Source organism: Bacillus sp. JK74 (genome assembly GCF_053663395.1).
Genome location: NZ_JBSJQB010000001.1, coordinates 163,819 through 179,561 on the forward strand (window position 1 = coordinate 163,819; position 15,743 = coordinate 179,561).

Here is a 15,743-nt window from a genome sequence, read left to right on the forward strand (position 1 = left end):
CATTTTCACTCCAATCTTTTAATTGCCGCCTTTTTCGCCAGCGACTCCTTTTTCAAGTGCTTTCCATGAAAGGGTGGCACATTTAATCCGGGCCGGGAATTTCGAAACGCCTTGAAGAGCTTCAATATCCCCGAGATCTATCGAGTCGTCATACTCTTTCCCTTGCATCATGTCTGAGAAAACCTTAGACATGGAAAGGGCGGTATCAATATCTTTTCCTTTAATCGCCTGCGTCATCATGGAAGCTGAAGCCATGGAGATGGAACAGCCTTCCCCTTCAAACTTCGCTTCCTGAACGGTATCGCCGTCAAGCTTCATTGTCAGTCTGATCCGGTCGCCGCAAGTCGGGTTGTTCATATCGACGACGATGCTGTCATCCAAAACCCCTTTGTTGCGCGGATTTTTGTAATGATCCATGATCACTTGTCTGTATAATGTATCTAAATTTGCATTAAAAGACATTTGTAAAGTACTCCTTTGTCTTTTGGAGGGCTTCCGCGAGCTTATCGATCTCTTCCTCTGTATTATACAGATAAAAACTCGCTCTCGCAGTAGCAGATACATCCAGCCATTTCATGAGCGGCTGGGCGCAGTGATGGCCGGCTCTGACCGCAATGCCCTCAGCATCGAGGACAGTCGCGACATCATGAGGGTGAACCTCATCAAGATTAAATGTCACAAGTCCCGCCCGCTCTTTCGGACCGTATACCGTCACGCCGTCTAGCTGCTCGAAACGGTCAAGCGCATAGGCTGCAAGTTTATGCTCATGCCGGGAAATCTCGTCGAGTCCGATCTCTTCAAGAAAATCAATCGCGGCTCCCAATCCGATCGCGCCTGCGATAATCGGCGTGCCTGCTTCAAATTTCCACGGAAGCTCTTTCCAAGTTGATTCATAAAGCCCTACAAAGTCGATCATTTCGCCGCCAAATTCGGCCGGCTCCATATTCTCAAGCAGTTCTTTCTTGCCGTACAGCACGCCGATTCCCGTCGGGCCGCACATTTTATGGGAAGAAAGCGCGAAGAAGTCGCAATCCAAGTCCTGGACGTCGATTTTCATGTGCGGTGTGCTTTGCGCCCCGTCCACCACGATGACCGCGCCATTATCATGAGCGATTTTGGCGATCTCTTTAATCGGGTTGATCGTGCCGAGCACATTTGACACATGAGCGACTGCCACGATCTTCGTATGGCTTGTGACAGTCTGCCGGACGTCGTCCAGCGAAAGCGTGCCGTCTTCCTGCATCGGGATATATTTTAAAGTCGCGCCGGTTGCTTTTACTGCCTGCTGCCACGGAATGATATTCGCATGATGCTCCATTTGGGTGATGACTACTTCATCACCGGGTTTTAAGCTGGCGCGGGCATAGCTCAGCGCCACCATATTCAGTGAAGTTGTCGTGCCTTTTGTGAAAATGACCTCAGCCATTGACTTCGCATTGATAAACTTGCGGACTCTTTCACGCGCACCTTCATAGCCGTCTGTCGCTCTCGTGCCAAGAGTATGAACGCCTCTGTGAACATTGGAATTGTATTTGCTGTAATACTGATCCACTGCTTCAATGACAGCCCGCGGCTTCTGGGAAGTCGCCGCGCTGTCAAGGTACACGAGGTCATGTCCGTTCACTTGCTGATGAAGGATCGGGAACTGTTCACGAATATCGGTGATATTCATTATTTTACTTTCCTTTCGATGACGGAGACGAGCTGTTTCTTAACTCCTTCAATCGGAAGCTCTTTTACCACCGGAGCAAGGAATCCGTAAATGACTAAGCGCTCCGCTTCTTCTTTCGGAATTCCGCGGCTCATTAAGTAGTAAAGCTGGATCGGGTCCACACGGCCGACAGATGCCGCATGTCCTGCAGTTACATCGTCTTCATCAATTAAGAGAATCGGGTTTGCATCTCCGCGTGCTTTTTCACTCAGCATCAGGACGCGGGATTCCTGTTCAGCGTTTGCTTTAGACGCGCCGTGCTCGATTTTGCCGATTCCGTTAAAGATGGAAGATGCGGCATCTTTCATGACTCCGTGCTTCAGGATATAGCCTTCAGAAGCCTTACCGAAGTGGATGATCTGCGTCGTAAAGTTTTCCGTCTGTTCTCCTCTTCCGACAACTACGGTTTTCGTATCGCCGTATGTGCCGTCTCCGTAGAGGTTTGTCGTATTTTCAGAAATCGTGTCGCCGTCGTTCATCAGTCCGAGCGCCCACTCGATTTTGCTGTCGCGTCCGCGCGCGGCTCCGCGGCGGTTGACGTATGTTGTGACACCTGCTGACAGGTTGTCAACAGCGCCGTACGTCACGCTGGCATTATCACCTGTGACCACTTCACTGATAATGTTGAATACCGCTTCTTTCGGATTCACCGTGCTGATGTAGTTCTCAACGTAAGTGACGGAGCTGTGGTCTTCAGCGACGATCAGCACGTGGTTGAACAATGCCGTGTCATTGCTTTCATGAACGTAAACGGCCTGAACAGGCGTCTCCACCTGAACGTTTTTAGGAACATAAAGGAATGCCCCGCCGTTCATTAATGCCGCATGAAGCGCAGTCAGTTTATGTTCGTCGACCTTAACGCCGTCTTTCATGAAGTATTTCTCAACGAGGTCGCTGTGCTCACGGGCAGCCGTTAAGATGTCCGTGAAAATGACGCCTTTGTCTTTCAGTTCTTTGGAAAGAGAAAGGAAAGCAGGCGTTTGATCACGCTGCACATATAACGTTTTGTCTTCGTTTTCGATATCGATCAGCGCTTTTGCTTCATCAGCTAAATCTTCTAAAGAAGCAAGCGGCGCGTTTTCTACTGTATGCTTGTTGAACTTTGTAAAGTTCCAATTTGTGATTTTTGTTTTATCAGGCTTAGGCAGCGGCAGATCTTCAGCTTTTTCAAGAGCCTGTAAGCGCAGGTTTTTCAGCCAGGCAGGTTCTTGATGCTTTTCGGAAAAGCCTTTGACATATTCCTGATCTACGGATAGTTTCGTTTCCAATGTCATGATTATCCCCCTAACGCTTACGCTTCTTGGCCTACAGTTTCGTCTTCAATGCCTAGTTCTTGTTTAATCCAGTCATAACCTTCCGCTTCAAGGCGCTGTGCAAGCTCCGCGCCGCCGGATTTCACTACGCGTCCCTGCATCATAACGTGAACGACATCAGGCGTGATGTAGTTCAGAAGGCGCTGGTAGTGAGTGATCATTAAGCAGCCGAAGTTTTCGCTGCGCATTTTGTTAATTCCTTTAGAAACGACTTTAAGCGCATCGATATCAAGACCTGAATCGATCTCGTCAAGAATGGCGATTTTCGGCTCGATCATCATAAGCTGAAGGATTTCGTTGCGTTTTTTCTCCCCGCCTGAGAAACCTTCGTTCAGGTAACGCTGCGCCATTTCAGGGTCCATTTCAAGGAACTCCATGTTTTCGTCCATTTTGCGGATGAATTTCATAAGAGAAATTTCATCGCCTTCTTCACGGCGTGCGTTAATCGCAGAGCGAAGGAAATCAGCATTTGTCACACCGCTGATTTCGCTTGGGTACTGCATCGCAAGGAAAAGACCCGCCTGAGCGCGCTCGTCCACTTCCATTTCCAGTACATCTTTGCCGTCAAGCGTGATGCTGCCTTTTGTAACTTCGTATTTCGGGTGTCCCATAATCGCTGCTGAGAGCGTGGATTTACCGGTACCGTTCGGCCCCATGACAGCGTGGAATTCGCCGCCTTTTATTTCAAGGTTTACACCTTTTAAGATCTCTTTTCCTTCGATTTCAACGTGAAGATCCTTGATCGTTAATGTTGAAGCAACCATATCTATACCTCCAAAATATATAATCATTATTCTCAATTTATTCTCATTCTAATTTTATAACAAATGAAAAGTAAATACAACTTTTTATATTACCCGGAACATTCCTAAAGTTTATCAAAGATCAAGGCGTAATTAAAGCTGTTTGAAACAGAAAAAGGGCGGAAATCCACCCTTTTTTACTGACCGATTTTCTCATTAAGCTGCGCTGCGAGGAACTTGCTTTTTTGATATTCAAGCTCCCTCTGCCGTTCGACTTCCATCCTTTTTGAAAGACGCCGTCCGTATTCCTCGTAGCCGATGCCGTGTGACTTCTGCATCGCTTTTTCCATTTCAGGCGTATAGTCAAGGTCCAGTCTCTCGTGGCTGGTGCAGATAATGAATCAATCCCTTCATATATTTGTTTCTATTGTAACAATGATCCGCTGCTCCGGCCAAAGAGTGTGTGCCCCTGAATCCTTTCGAATGTGCCGGAAACCGGCGCTCGCTTTATCTGAAAAACGGTATTCACACGATTGCTCATTCTAATGCGTCGTATGTCCGAATTCCTGAATGCACTGCTGCACGAGGGTCACTCCCTGACTGAGAGCCGCGCCGCCCCCGAATGCCGCCGCGACGCTGATGACCTCAAGGATGTTTTCTTCTGTGGCCCCTTGGTCAAGGCAGCCCTTCGTATGATAAATCATGCAAAATTCATCTTGAGCGCTGATGCTGATGCCCAGAGCGATTAATTGTTTCTCTTTTTCAGTTAATGAATCCGCTGAGAAACACTGCTCAGTAAATTCATTAAACTTCCGCCCCATCATCGGCATTTTTTGCTCGAATATGCCTAAACCTTCTTTATATTGTTTCAATGCGTCATGCACGCTTTTTCCGTTATCCTGGTATTGAGCCACTGCCATTCCCTCCAATCGTTAACCTTCCTTTTTATTATGGACAGTTCTTCGATTAATACCCGAAAAAAACCCCGGATGGATCATCCGGGGTTTTCGCTTTATTCAGATACGGGAAGCACGGCTCCGTCGTATTTTTTCTCAATAAAGTCTTTGATTTTCTTAGAATGAAGCACTTCCATAAGCGCTTTGATTTTCTCTGATTTTTCGTCACCTTTGCGTACGGCGATGATGTTTGCGTACGGGTTGTTTTTCGTTGATTCCACTTGAATCGCATCTTTTAACGGATTCAGTTTGTTTTGAATCGCATAGTTGACGTTAATGAAGACTGCATCGCCTTCTTCTTCATTATATGCTTTCGCCGTTAATTCAGGGGCGATTTTTTTGAATGTCAGGTTTTTCGGGTTTTTCGTAATGTTTTTCGTCGTCGCTTCAATCGTTTTTACCTTCGGATCAAGTGTGATCAGTCCGGCTTTTTCAAGCATCGCCAGCATACGGCCTTGTTCAGCGACATTGTTAGTCATGATGATGGTCGCGCCTTTAGGCAGGTCTTTCAGTGATTTGTATTTTTTCGTGTAAATTCCGAATGGCTCAAGGTGAACGGCTCCGGCATTCACGAGTTTGTAATCTTTATTTTCTTTCATTTCCTGTTCAAGGTAAGGAACGTGCTGGAAGTAATTCGCATCCACTTCATCATCAGCTAACGCTTTGTTGTACATTTTGTAATCGTTCAGCACTTTTACTTTTAATGTGTAGCCTTTTTCCTTCAAGAGCGGTTCCGCTTCTTTTAAGATTTCAGCATGCGGTGTTTTTGTCGCGGCGACGACGATTTCCTTTTTATTCGAGCCGTTTGATCCGCAGGCGGCTAAAACTCCCGCGAACACAAGCAGCAGCGCACTTAATACAATCTTTTTCAATGTAAATCCTCCCTTATCTTTTGTCTATTATATTTGTAATTACATCACCGATAATCTGAATGATAAAGACGATGATGAGTATAAATACTGTCGCTACAAACGTTACATCCGTATTATTGGACTGGTAGCCTTCTACATATGCAAGGTTTCCGAGTCCGCCTGAACCGATAGCGCCGGCAATGGCGGTAGATCCGATCAGGGCGATGGCCGTAACGGTGATGCCTGAAATTAACGCAGGCATTGATTCAGGAATCAGCACTTTGAAGATAATCGTCGATGTCTTTGCTCCCATTGATCTGGCAGCTTCGATGACTCCTTTATCGACTTCCCGGAGCGCAATTTCCGCAAGACGGGCGTAAAACGGCGCGGAGCCGATAATCAGCGCCGGCAATGCGGCATTCGGTCCTAAAATCGATCCGACCAAAATCTTAGTAAAGCCGAGAAGCAGAATAATTAAAATAAGAAACGGAATAGACCTGAAAATATTAACGACCGCCGCAATCACGGTGTTAATGATTTTATTTTCCCATAAGCTTCCCTTGCCCGTTAAAAAGAGCAGAAGACCGAGAATCGCTCCGATGATAAATGAAAAAACTAAAGCGATGACCGTCATATAAAGGGTCTCGTATGTGGCCGTCCACAGCTCGGTTATATCAACGTTCGGGAACCATTTTTCAAACATTTGTGATCACCTCTGCTTCTACCTGTTTGTCTTTGATGAACCGGATCACGTTTTCTACTTCTTTTTCCTGACCGTCAATATGAATGAATAAAGAACCGTAGGCTCCGTCCTTCGTCTGTGAAATTTTCCCCTGCAGAATATTGACGTCCACATCAAAGTTTCGGATCATTTCCGTAATGAGGGGCTGCTCGGCGGCCTGCCCGACAAATGAAAGCTGAATCGTTTTCCCTGTCGCTGTTTCCTGCAGAAAATGCTGGATGGTTTCTTTCGTCTCTTCCGGTTCTGTCACCTGCTGAACGAAACGCTTGGTCATCGGTTCGCGCGGGTTTCTGAAAACTTGGAGTACTTCGCCTTCTTCAACGACTTTCCCGTTTTCCATGACGGCGACTCTGTTGCAGATTTTTCGGATGACGTGCATTTCATGGGTAATGAGCACGATCGTCAGACCGAGTCTGTCATTTATATCGGATAAAAGATCCAAAATTGAATCGGTCGTCTGCGGATCGAGCGCTGATGTCGCTTCATCGCACAGAAGGACTTTCGGATTATTGGCGAGCGCCCGGGCGATGCCGACACGCTGCTTTTGACCGCCGCTCAGCTGCGACGGATAAGATTTTTCTTTCCCCTCTAATCCGACCAGTTTAATCAATTCATCAGCGCGGCGGACCCGTTCGCTTTTTTTCACGCCGGCGATTTCCAGCGGGAACATAATATTCTCCCGGACGGTGCGCGACCACAAAAGGTTAAAATGCTGGAAGATCATGCTGATTTCCTGGCGCGCTTTTCTCAGCCCGCGGCTGCTTACTTTATTTAATTCCGTCCCCGCGACTTCCACGGTTCCCGACGTCGGCTTTTCAAGGCCGTTCAGGAGACGGATTAAGGAACTTTTACCAGCTCCGCTATATCCTATAATTCCAAATATTTCGCCCTTTTTGATATCAAGAGTGACATCTTGGACAGCATTGACATCCCCATGCTTCGCTTTGTAAATTTTTGAAACATTTTGAAGATGGATCAAAGCAATCACCCGCCTTACACTATTCTAAGAAATCTTCCGGGTTTCTCCGCAAAAGAAAAGCCTTTCTGCAAAAATGAGCAGAAAGGCTTATTGAAAAAGGCCTTTCTCTCATCTTTCAAAGCAGACCGCTTCGAGTGAATTGGCACCATTTCAACATTGTTGATGGTTGCCGGGCTTCATAGGGCACTTCCCTCCACCTCTCTTGATAAGAGAAAACATATCGTATTTTCGTCCGGAAATTCTTACTGTAGAATAGCACGGCGAATGATAAAAAGTCAATAAAATAAATATTGGAAGCTATTGTCACATAGTAGATTGGCAGTTACGGCCGTTTACTGATCGCCTGAAAAAATCCGTTTGTCAGCCAGAGGATGGCCTCCAGCTTCAGCAGGGCTCTGAATGATCCTTTCACTTTGAGTTTTCCGCTTTGGATAAGCTTTTGCAAAGAGACATCACCATGCAGGAGATGGATGATTTCCGTCTGGTTTCCGTAAAAGGTCAAATTAGATTTTTCCTTTGAAGCCGACGTTTTTCTCATTTCTCCCTGTCCGTTAATTGAGACCGTTAAGGCTTCTGTTTCTCCTTGGAATGTAATCAGCAGCGTTGAGGCGTTTAATAGCGGTTTCAAAAACAGATGCTGTCCGTCATTCTCTGAAACTTCTATTTTCTCCACTCGTATAACCTCCCGTTTTAATGGCCATACATACACTTTCTCTTTTTAACGGACAGAACCCTTTATAAACCGCACGACATTTTCCTGTAAATATTGTCACATCGGGAACGTTTGCGATGTTTTTTGTTTAATCAGCTCATATAAATAGGAAACGGAGCGGAAGGCGTATCCTTTCTCAACAAGCTCTCCGCCTTTAAACAGCAAAAAGCACGGAACGCTTTCAATCTGATAGGCTTTGGCGAATGCGGGGGAATAATTCACGTTGTTTTTATAGAAGGCGGCGCCGGGCAGCATTTCTTCGACGACAGTAAGCATTTTGGACGCCAGCTGGCATGTGCCGCAAAACGGGGTGTACAAATACAGGAGATAAACGTCATCCTGAATCGATTCGAGTTCATTTTCTTGGAGTTCTTTCATGATTACCACCTCAGGTCGTTCTTTTTCAAAAATACAGTGTCAGCATCAAAGCCGGCTCTGATCAGCACAGATGCGAGATGATGGCCCGGGCACGACTCGACTTGCCTGTATGTTCTGTCTATATAAATATGGCGCGCTTCGGGAAGCTCCCGTTTCAGCTGTTTTCTTAGTTTTTCTCCGGAGTCATCTGCGTCCGTTAAAATATAGACGTCTCTGTCAAACAGGCGGTCCGCCAAATCTTCCAGTTCGGTTTGGCCGATCGTCCCGTTTGTACAGACGATTTCCGCGGGTTCGATGAGCACTTCCCTGACTTTGATTTTATCAGATTTTCCTTCTACGATAATGACCTTTTCATCTCCGTTGTACATAAGCGCGTCACCTGCCGATTGTTTTAGCGTCAGATTGAAAAAGAAGGCAGTGAAATTCACCGCCAACTGTTAACACCAGCCATTCTCATAATCGCAATCGACATATTTCGGATCGCTGCCGTTTATGACATCGGCTGTTTTATAAAATTTTTGATTTTCAAATGAAAAGCCCTGTTTGAGCTCGTACTGGTCCATGCCTGTCATCTCGCCGATGGCTTCATTTTCATGAAACAAGGAAAACCGGCCGTTTTGAAAGCGGCCCGTGACGTTCTCCGTCACATCGACCTTTTGTTTATCAAAAGCCATTTTAGACACCTCCCGTTACAGATAGAGTGTCCAAATGGCCCCTTTGCTATCCGATCAGTCTTCCTGTGTCATTTCGTCATATTGCTCAGAAGTCATGAGGTTTTCGATTTCTTCAGCATCAGCCGGTTCCACGACGATCATCCACGCTTTTTCATACGGAGACTCGTTTACGAATTCAGGACTGTCATCAAGGTCTTCGTTCACTTCCGTCACCGTTCCGTTAATCGGTGCGTACAGTTCGGATACGGTTTTGACGGATTCCACGCTGCCGAATGGCTCGTCCGCTTTAATTTCGGCGCCGACTTCCGGAAGCTCAACAAATACGATGTCGCCAAGTTCGGCTTGCGCGAAATGTGTAATCCCGATACGGGCTTTTCCGTCCTCAACTTTGACCCATTCGTGCTCTTTGGAATAACGCATATCTTTCGGTGTGCTCATCTAAATCCCTCCATTTTTTTCTTATAATAAGAAGATACCATAATTCTTTGAACCTGGCATTACATCCAATATTTTTCGAATTGGTCTTCTTTAAAGCCGACAGTGACTTTTTCGCCGTCTGTCGTAATCGGGCGTTTCAGGAGCATACCGTCTGATGCCAGAAGTTCGAGCTGTTCATCCTCTGACATATGGTACAGTTTTTCCTTTAAGTTCAGCTCGCGGTATTTCATTCCGCTCGTGTTGAAAAACTTTTTGAGCTCAAGACCGCTCTTTTCATAGAGGTCTTTAATTTCTTCTTTCGACGGAGTTTCCTCCGCGATATGTATTTCGTTTATTTCCTTACCACGGTTTTCCAGCCATTTTTTCGCATTACGGCACGTTCCGCATTTAGGGTACCAGTAAAAATTTATCGACATCTTCTTCACCCCTTGTAAATGATCGTCGTTATTTTAACACAATCACTTGTAAAAACCTATAACGTTGCTTCATGAAAAAGCGCCCCTGATGAAGGAGCGCTTTCAGCATGTGATCAGACTGTATATTTTTCTTCACGGAAGACGGCTGCTGCCGCTTCACGTTTTTTCTGAATGAGGTTTTTCGGCGTCAGGCGCGTCAGTTTGCGCAGCACGGAAAGCATCATGCGGAGGGAATCTCCTTCCTCCATGGCGATCAGTGATTCTTTGGCGTGCGCTTCAATGTTCTGAAGGGCTTCCTGGGCAAAGATTTCCGTATATAACAGCTTCTGCGCGGCTTTTTCGGCACCGTCCGCCGCAATTGCTTTTTCCGTTCTGAGGACGGCGGATTCCAAAGCGTACAGCGCGCTCACAATATCGGCAATGTTCACCATGATTTCCTGCTCGCCTTCGATCTCTTTGCCGTATTTCTGCGCCGCGAGACCCGCTGTCAAGAGGGCGATCTTTTTCGCCTGTCTGACAATGTATTTTTCCTGTTCAAGAGGTTCTGAGCCCGGCTCTTCAGGCATCAGCATCATGAGTTCATCTTGGAGCGCTTTTGCTTTTTCAAAGAGCGGCAGCTGACCTTTTACGGCTTTTTTCAGAAACGTGCTCGTTACGATCAGGCGGTTGATTTCATTTGTGCCTTCAAAAATCCTGTTGATTCTTGAGTCGCGATAGGCGCGCTCCACTTCATATTCCTGCATAAACCCGTAACCGCCGTGAATTTGAACGCCTTCGTCGGCAATGTAATCAAGCGTTTCAGAACCGCACATTTTGTTGAGCGAGCATTCAATCGCGTACTCGGCGATGGACTTCGCGACTTCGCGTCCGTCTTTTTGCTCCTCTTCCGTCAGTCTGCTCATATTATCTTCGAATAAGCCTACTGTTCTGTATACAGAGCTCTCCATGGCGTAAAGCCGGGCTGACATCGTCGCAAGCTTTTCCTGAGTGAGCGTGAAGCTTGCGATCGGCGTTTTAAATTGCCGGCGCTGGTTTGCATAAGCGGCAGACAGCTCAATCACCCGTTTTGAAGCGCCGATTGTGCCGACGGCAAGCTTGTAGCGCCCGATATTCAGGATATTAAAGGCGATGACATGGCCTTTTCCGATTTCGCCGAGAAGATTTTCTTTCGGGACTTCCGCCTGATCTAAAATCAGCGTTCTTGTCGATGAACCCTTAATCCCCATTTTTTTCTCTTCCGGTCCCGTTGATACGCCCGGATAGTTCTTTTCTACGATAAATGCGGAAAATTTATCTCCGTCCACTTTAGCGTAGACGACAAAGACATCTGCAAAGGCGGAGTTTGTAATCCATTGCTTTTCCCCGTTAAGAATATAGTGTGTGCCCGCTTCATTCAAAACAGCCGTCGTTTTCGCGCCGAGGGCATCTGAACCTGAACCGGGCTCAGTTAAGGCGTATGCCGCGATTCTTTGTCCTGAAGCCAAGTCCGGCAAATAGGTTTTTTTCTGTTCTTCCGTTCCGAAGAACACAATCGGCAATGAACCGATACCGACGTGAGCGCCGTAAGATAGCGAAAAGCTGCCGGCACGTGAAAACTTTTCCGTAATGAAGGCTGAACTGATTTTATCCAGGCCGATTCCGCCGTACTCTTCAGGCACGTCTGCTCCGAGGAGGCCGAGATCTCCGGCTTTTTTCAGCAGTCTGACCGAATGCTCGAACTGATGGTTTTCAATTTCATCTATATAAGGAAGCACATCGTTTACGACATAGTCTTCTGTCGTTTTGCCGATCATTTTATGTTCGTCTGTAAAGTCCTCCGGAGTGAATATTTGATCATATCCCGTCTCTTCAATCAGAAAGCTGCCGCCTTTTTTGACGTTGACCGTTTCCTGTTTCATGCTTCGTTTCCCCCTTGTTTTAAATGAGCTCAAATACGCCGGCAGCGCCCATGCCGCCTCCGATGCACATCGTCACCACGCCGAATTGCTCGTTTCTCCGTTTCATTTCATGAATGAGTGACAGGGTCAGCTTCGTCCCCGTGCATCCGAGCGGATGTCCGAGCGCGATGGCGCCTCCGTTGACGTTCACCTTTTCTTCATCAATCCCGAGCGATCTGATGACTTGAATGGCCTGTGAAGCAAAGGCCTCATTCAATTCAAAAAGCCCGATATCCTGTAATTCGAGTCCGGCAAGCTTGAGCGCCCGCGGAATGGCTTCAATCGGACCGATTCCCATTACCTCAGGGGGAACGCCGCCTACGGCAAAGGAACGGAATTTGACTAGCGGCGCCAATCCGAGCGAAGAAGCTTTTTCGCGATCCATCAGCATGACAGCCGCCGCGCCGTCACTTGTTTGTGAAGAGTTCCCGGCCGTCACGGTTCCCGTTTTAGAAAAAGCCGGGCGGAGCTTCGCCAAGACGTCAGCCGATGTGCCGGGGCGCACGCCTTCATCCTGAGAAAAGGTAAATTGTTTTTTCCGCGGCTTATGGTCATCCCCGACTTCTGTCAGCGATACTTCAACCGGCACGATTTCGTCATTGAATTTCCCTTCCTTAAGGGCTTTTGCGGCATTCTGATGGCTGCGGACTGCAAATGCATCCTGATCTTCTCTGGATACCCCGTACGTTTCGGCGACTTGCTCCGCCGTATGCCCCATGCTCATGTAATACTCAGGCGCATGCTCCGCCAAAGCGATATTCGGCCGTGTCACATGCCCCATCATCGGAACTTGCGACATGGATTCCGCACCGCCGGCGATTACGGTGTCGCCCGCGCCGATCATGATTTTTTCCGCACCGTAAGCGATGGACTGGAGTCCGGAAGAGCAGTAGCGGTTCACCGTAATGGCCGGCACTGTATGAGGAAGCCCCGCCAGCGCACCGATATTCCGCGCCATATTTAATCCTTGTTCGGCTTCAGGTGTTGCACATCCGATAATTAAGTCATCGATATTTCCTTCATAGCCGCCTGCCCGTTTCAGCGTTTCTTTTACACAAAGCGCGCCTAAATCATCAGGACGAACGGCTGCAAGCGATCCTTTTTTCGCTTTACCGACCGGGGTTCTCGCACCGGCCACAATGACTGCTTCTCTCATAAACACCCTCCTAGTTCCGTAAAGGTTTGCCTTTGACGAGCATATGCTGCATTCTCGCTTGAGATTTCGCCTCGCCAGCGAGGCTTAAAAAGGCTTCTCTTTCAATCTCGAGTAAATATTCTTCTGAAACCTCCGTGCCGAACGGGACTCTTCCGCCGGCAATGACATGGGCCAGCTTCTTCGCAATCTTCATATCGTGATCGGATAAATAACCCGACCGTCTCATTTGGTCTGCTCCGAGCAGTAATGCCGCACAGCCGGTTTCTCCGGTGACTTTCACTTTTTTGCGGGCAGGCGGACGGTATCCGCTGTCATATAAGGAAGCAGCCAGCTGTTTCGCATCGTGCAGCAGGTGATCCTGATTCATGCTGATACGGTCTGCCGCGGACAAAATCTTCATGTCACGGGCTTCGTGTGCCGAACCGGACACCTTGGCAAGCGCGATTGTTTCGAAGGTTTTAATCGCTGCGTCCATGAGTTCACTTCCGCCGTCCAAATAATTCATGTACAGCTCTTTGTTTCCTCCGCCGCCCGGAATAAGGCCGACGCCGGTTTCAACGAGACCCATATACGATTCGCTCGCCGCCTGAACGCGTGCCGCCGGGAGACAGACTTCCGTGCCGCCGCCGAGTGTCATCCCAAATGGCGCCGCTACAACGGGTTTAGCGCTGTATTTGATGTTCAGCATCGTCTGCTGAAAACGGCGGATGACAAAATCGACTTCCATGAAGTTATCATCCTGGGCTTCCATTAAAATCATCGCAAGGTTTGCTCCCGCGCAGAAATGTCTGCCTTGGTTTCCGATGACAAGACCTTTATAATTCCGCTCCGTTTCCTCAAGCGCATTGTCAATCATCTGAATAATGTCTAAGCCGATCGCGTTGCTTTTCGTATGAAATTCCAGCAGCGCGACATCATCGCCGAGATCAATCAGACTTGCGCCGCTGTTTTTAGTGATAACGCCTTTTGTTTCTTTTAACGTTTGCAGGCTGATCCGTTTCGGATTTTCTTTCACAGCCCTGTATTGGCCGTCTGAATAATAAAATTGTGTTCCGTTTTCCTTCATATAAAATGTTTCATGGCCCTGATCAAGCATTTCTTTCACCCAGCCGGGGAGTGCTGCGCCTTCTTCTTCGAGCCGCTCCGCTGATTTTCTGACGCCGATGGCATCCCACATCTCAAACGGTCCGAGCTCCCATCCGAAGCCCCATTTCATGGCGTCATCAATTGCTTTAATATCATCAGCGATCTCACCTAAAAGCCGGGCTGAGTATAAGAGTGTTTGCGATGTGATATTCCAAAGCAGGCGTCCGGCGCGGTCATCGGAATATACAAGCGCTTTCATTTTGCCTTTGGCACCCTTTGCCTGTTTGGCGGCTTCTAAAGCGGGCGTCTTCATTTTCGAGCGCTCACCGTATGTCATGGTCAGCGGATCGAGTTCATATATTGTTTTACCTTCTTTTTTGTAAAATCCTTGGCCTGATTTGCTGCCCAGCCAATTGTTTTTCAGCATGTCATTCATAAATTCAGGAAGCTTAAACATGTCTTTTTCAGCGCCGTCGGCTTTATCATACACATTTTTTGCCACATGAGCGAAAGTATCAAGCCCCACAACGTCAAGGGTTCTGAAGGTCGCGCTTTTCGGTCTGCCGATCAAAGGCCCGGTCACCGTGTCCACCTCGCCGATGCGGCAGCCGGAAGAAAGCATTTCTCTTACCGTGACCAGCAGGCCGTACGTACCGATGCGGTTGGCGATAAAGTTAGGCGTGTCTTTTGCGATGACGACACCTTTCCCAAGCGTGTTTTCTGCAAATGAAGTCATAAACTCCAGCACGTCAGGATCTGTTTCCTGAATCGGAATGATTTCCAGAAGCTTCAAGTAGCGGGCCGGATTAAAGAAATGGGTTCCTAAGAAATGAGCTTTAAAATCGGCAGATCGGCCTTCCGCCATTTTTGTGACGGAGATACCGGACGTATTGCTCGACACGATGCTTCCCGGTTTCCGGTATTCATCAACGAGTGAGAAAATCTGTTTTTTTACGTCAAGATTTTCGACGACGACTTCAATAATCCAATCAGCATCCTTCAATTGAGCTGCGTCATCTTCCAAATTCCCCGCCGTTATATAGTCGAGATTGGCAGCCGAAGTCAGCGGCGCCGGTTTTTGCTTCAGCAGCTTTTGCATGGCCGATCGGCTCAGTCTGCTGCGGACCTCCGGGCTTTCTAATGTCAGCCCTTTTTTCATCTCATCCTTTGTCAGCTCGTTTGGCACAATATCAAGCAGCAGGACGGGAATTCCGATGTTAGCCAAGTGCGCGGCAATTCCGGATCCCATGACGCCTGATCCGAGAACGGCTGCTTTCTTTATAAACTTGTGCATGAGTCATCCCCCTTGAACTTTGAATGAATAGTCATTCATTTTTTCGGCAAAAAAAATGAAACCCTTTTCTTCTTTCATCTTAAAAGATTTTCAGGATGACTTCAATAGCAAATATGGAATTTTTTTAAATTTTTCGGCTTCCGCATGTTCCATGGCGCGGGCGGGAAACTTAAACCCGGAGGTGAAGGGAATGGTGCGAGGGAGAAAAGATCCGTCTTCTGCCGCAGTGAGCGCGGCCAGCATGAAAGGAAATGCGGGACCGAAGCAAAAATACGGCGGCGGCAAACGGACGAGCCAAAATCAGCAATATAAAAAAGACAACATGGAATAACATACTGCGGCTGCTTTTTGGAGCAG

General features: G+C 47.6%; 19 protein-coding genes and 1 riboswitch. Of the genes, 1 reads left to right on the top strand and 18 read right to left on the bottom strand.

What is annotated here, in order from left to right; genetic code table 11:
• Positions 1-18 precede the first annotated feature (18 nt).
• The 18 genes from sufU to ACWJJ5_RS00935 form a co-directional block, all read right to left on the bottom strand.
• Entirely contained in the window at positions 19-462 is a 444-nt protein-coding gene (gene sufU, locus ACWJJ5_RS00850; protein WP_007613601.1) for a Fe-S cluster assembly sulfur transfer protein SufU, read from the bottom strand.
• Positions 452-1,672, bottom strand: a complete 1,221-nt coding sequence (gene sufS, locus ACWJJ5_RS00855) for a cysteine desulfurase SufS (protein WP_454022120.1) — start codon at positions 1,670-1,672, stop codon at positions 452-454. The genes sufU and sufS overlap by 11 nt, the downstream gene beginning before the upstream one ends.
• On the bottom strand, positions 1,672-2,985 hold the full coding sequence (sufD, locus tag ACWJJ5_RS00860; RefSeq protein WP_003151874.1) for a Fe-S cluster assembly protein SufD: 1,314 nt from the start codon (positions 2,983-2,985) through the stop codon (positions 1,672-1,674). Before sufD ends, sufS begins: the two co-directional genes overlap by 1 nt.
• 17 nt (positions 2,986-3,002) lie before the next feature.
• The gene (sufC, locus tag ACWJJ5_RS00865; protein WP_025853878.1) at positions 3,003-3,788 is read right to left on the bottom strand and encodes a Fe-S cluster assembly ATPase SufC; all 786 of its coding nucleotides are present in this window, start codon (positions 3,786-3,788) and stop codon (positions 3,003-3,005) included.
• A 176-nt stretch (positions 3,789-3,964) separates the two neighbouring features.
• Positions 3,965-4,117 carry a hypothetical protein gene (locus ACWJJ5_RS00870; RefSeq protein WP_003151857.1) on the bottom strand — a complete coding sequence of 51 codons (153 nt, stop codon included), beginning with the start codon at positions 4,115-4,117 and terminating at the stop codon, positions 3,965-3,967.
• Between the two features lie 192 nt (positions 4,118-4,309).
• Positions 4,310-4,687 carry a carboxymuconolactone decarboxylase family protein gene (locus tag ACWJJ5_RS00875; RefSeq protein ID WP_031306536.1) on the bottom strand — a complete coding sequence of 126 codons (378 nt, stop codon included), beginning with the start codon at positions 4,685-4,687 and terminating at the stop codon, positions 4,310-4,312.
• A gap of 92 nt (positions 4,688-4,779) precedes the next feature.
• Complete coding sequence (metQ, locus tag ACWJJ5_RS00880) at positions 4,780-5,595, bottom strand: methionine ABC transporter substrate-binding lipoprotein MetQ (protein ID WP_156735751.1); 816 nt, start codon at positions 5,593-5,595, stop codon at positions 4,780-4,782.
• A 13-nt stretch (positions 5,596-5,608) separates the two neighbouring features.
• Positions 5,609-6,277, bottom strand: a complete 669-nt coding sequence (locus tag ACWJJ5_RS00885) for a methionine ABC transporter permease (protein ID WP_003151851.1) — start codon at positions 6,275-6,277, stop codon at positions 5,609-5,611.
• A complete protein-coding gene (gene metN / locus ACWJJ5_RS00890; RefSeq protein ID WP_003151850.1) occupies positions 6,270-7,295 on the bottom strand; it encodes a methionine ABC transporter ATP-binding protein MetN in 1,026 nt (341 codons plus the stop codon). Before metN ends, ACWJJ5_RS00885 begins: the two co-directional genes overlap by 8 nt.
• A 105-nt stretch (positions 7,296-7,400) precedes the next feature.
• Positions 7,401-7,507: riboswitch (SAM riboswitch) on the bottom strand.
• A gap of 110 nt (positions 7,508-7,617) precedes the next feature.
• On the bottom strand, positions 7,618-7,968 hold the full coding sequence (locus ACWJJ5_RS00895; protein WP_003151848.1) for an SCP2 sterol-binding domain-containing protein: 351 nt from the start codon (positions 7,966-7,968) through the stop codon (positions 7,618-7,620).
• Positions 7,969-8,064: 96 nt separating this feature from the next.
• A complete protein-coding gene (locus tag ACWJJ5_RS00900; protein ID WP_003151847.1) occupies positions 8,065-8,385 on the bottom strand; it encodes a thioredoxin family protein in 321 nt (106 codons plus the stop codon).
• Positions 8,386-8,387: 2 nt separating this feature from the next.
• On the bottom strand, positions 8,388-8,753 hold the full coding sequence (locus tag ACWJJ5_RS00905) for a toprim domain-containing protein (RefSeq protein ID WP_007410083.1): 366 nt from the start codon (positions 8,751-8,753) through the stop codon (positions 8,388-8,390).
• A gap of 69 nt (positions 8,754-8,822) precedes the next feature.
• The gene (locus ACWJJ5_RS00910) at positions 8,823-9,059 is read right to left on the bottom strand and encodes a YusG family protein (protein ID WP_003151845.1); all 237 of its coding nucleotides are present in this window, start codon (positions 9,057-9,059) and stop codon (positions 8,823-8,825) included.
• Between the two features lie 54 nt (positions 9,060-9,113).
• Entirely contained in the window at positions 9,114-9,497 is a 384-nt protein-coding gene (gene gcvH, locus ACWJJ5_RS00915; protein WP_003151844.1) for a glycine cleavage system protein GcvH, read from the bottom strand.
• Positions 9,498-9,556: 59 nt separating this feature from the next.
• Entirely contained in the window at positions 9,557-9,913 is a 357-nt protein-coding gene (locus ACWJJ5_RS00920; protein WP_070082331.1) for an arsenate reductase family protein, read from the bottom strand.
• A 113-nt stretch (positions 9,914-10,026) separates the two neighbouring features.
• Positions 10,027-11,811, bottom strand: coding sequence for an acyl-CoA dehydrogenase family protein (locus ACWJJ5_RS00925; protein ID WP_182069480.1), 1,785 nt, complete (start codon positions 11,809-11,811; stop codon positions 10,027-10,029).
• Positions 11,812-11,830: 19 nt separating this feature from the next.
• Entirely contained in the window at positions 11,831-13,006 is a 1,176-nt protein-coding gene (locus ACWJJ5_RS00930) for an acetyl-CoA C-acetyltransferase (RefSeq protein WP_003151841.1), read from the bottom strand.
• A 10-nt stretch (positions 13,007-13,016) separates the two neighbouring features.
• A complete protein-coding gene (locus ACWJJ5_RS00935) occupies positions 13,017-15,386 on the bottom strand; it encodes a 3-hydroxyacyl-CoA dehydrogenase/enoyl-CoA hydratase family protein (protein WP_015387743.1) in 2,370 nt (789 codons plus the stop codon).
• A 190-nt stretch (positions 15,387-15,576) separates the two neighbouring features.
• On the opposite strand from ACWJJ5_RS00935, the gene ACWJJ5_RS00940 reads away from it, so the two are divergent.
• A complete protein-coding gene (locus ACWJJ5_RS00940) occupies positions 15,577-15,717 on the top strand; it encodes a YuzL family protein (RefSeq protein ID WP_003151836.1) in 141 nt (46 codons plus the stop codon).
• Positions 15,718-15,743: the final 26 nt, after the last annotated feature.

Bases quoted from the DNA above. Each gene is read 5' to 3' on its own strand.
- sufU (WP_007613601.1), bottom strand. From the start codon at position 462: ATGTCTTTTAATGCAAATTTAGATACATTATACAGACAAGTGATCATG.
- sufS (WP_454022120.1), bottom strand. From the start codon at position 1,672: ATGAATATCACCGATATTCGTGAACAGTTCCCGATCCTTCATCAGCAA.
- sufD (WP_003151874.1), bottom strand. From the start codon at position 2,985: ATGACATTGGAAACGAAACTATCCGTAGATCAGGAATATGTCAAAGGC.
- sufC (WP_025853878.1), bottom strand. From the start codon at position 3,788: ATGGTTGCTTCAACATTAACGATCAAGGATCTTCACGTTGAAATCGAA.
- ACWJJ5_RS00870 (WP_003151857.1), bottom strand. From the start codon at position 4,117: ATGGAAAAAGCGATGCAGAAGTCACACGGCATCGGCTACGAGGAATAC.
- ACWJJ5_RS00875 (WP_031306536.1), bottom strand. From the start codon at position 4,687: ATGGCAGTGGCTCAATACCAGGATAACGGAAAAAGCGTGCATGACGCA.
- ACWJJ5_RS00885 (WP_003151851.1), bottom strand. From the start codon at position 6,277: ATGTTTGAAAAATGGTTCCCGAACGTTGATATAACCGAGCTGTGGACG.
- ACWJJ5_RS00900 (WP_003151847.1), bottom strand. From the start codon at position 8,385: ATGAAAGAACTCCAAGAAAATGAACTCGAATCGATTCAGGATGACGTT.
- ACWJJ5_RS00905 (WP_007410083.1), bottom strand. From the start codon at position 8,753: ATGTACAACGGAGATGAAAAGGTCATTATCGTAGAAGGAAAATCTGAT.
- ACWJJ5_RS00910 (WP_003151845.1), bottom strand. From the start codon at position 9,059: ATGGCTTTTGATAAACAAAAGGTCGATGTGACGGAGAACGTCACGGGC.
- gcvH (WP_003151844.1), bottom strand. From the start codon at position 9,497: ATGAGCACACCGAAAGATATGCGTTATTCCAAAGAGCACGAATGGGTC.
- ACWJJ5_RS00920 (WP_070082331.1), bottom strand. From the start codon at position 9,913: ATGTCGATAAATTTTTACTGGTACCCTAAATGCGGAACGTGCCGTAAT.
- ACWJJ5_RS00925 (WP_182069480.1), bottom strand. From the start codon at position 11,811: ATGAAACAGGAAACGGTCAACGTCAAAAAAGGCGGCAGCTTTCTGATT.
- ACWJJ5_RS00930 (WP_003151841.1), bottom strand. From the start codon at position 13,006: ATGAGAGAAGCAGTCATTGTGGCCGGTGCGAGAACCCCGGTCGGTAAA.
- ACWJJ5_RS00935 (WP_015387743.1), bottom strand. From the start codon at position 15,386: ATGCACAAGTTTATAAAGAAAGCAGCCGTTCTCGGATCAGGCGTCATG.
- ACWJJ5_RS00940 (WP_003151836.1), top strand. From the start codon at position 15,577: ATGGTGCGAGGGAGAAAAGATCCGTCTTCTGCCGCAGTGAGCGCGGCC.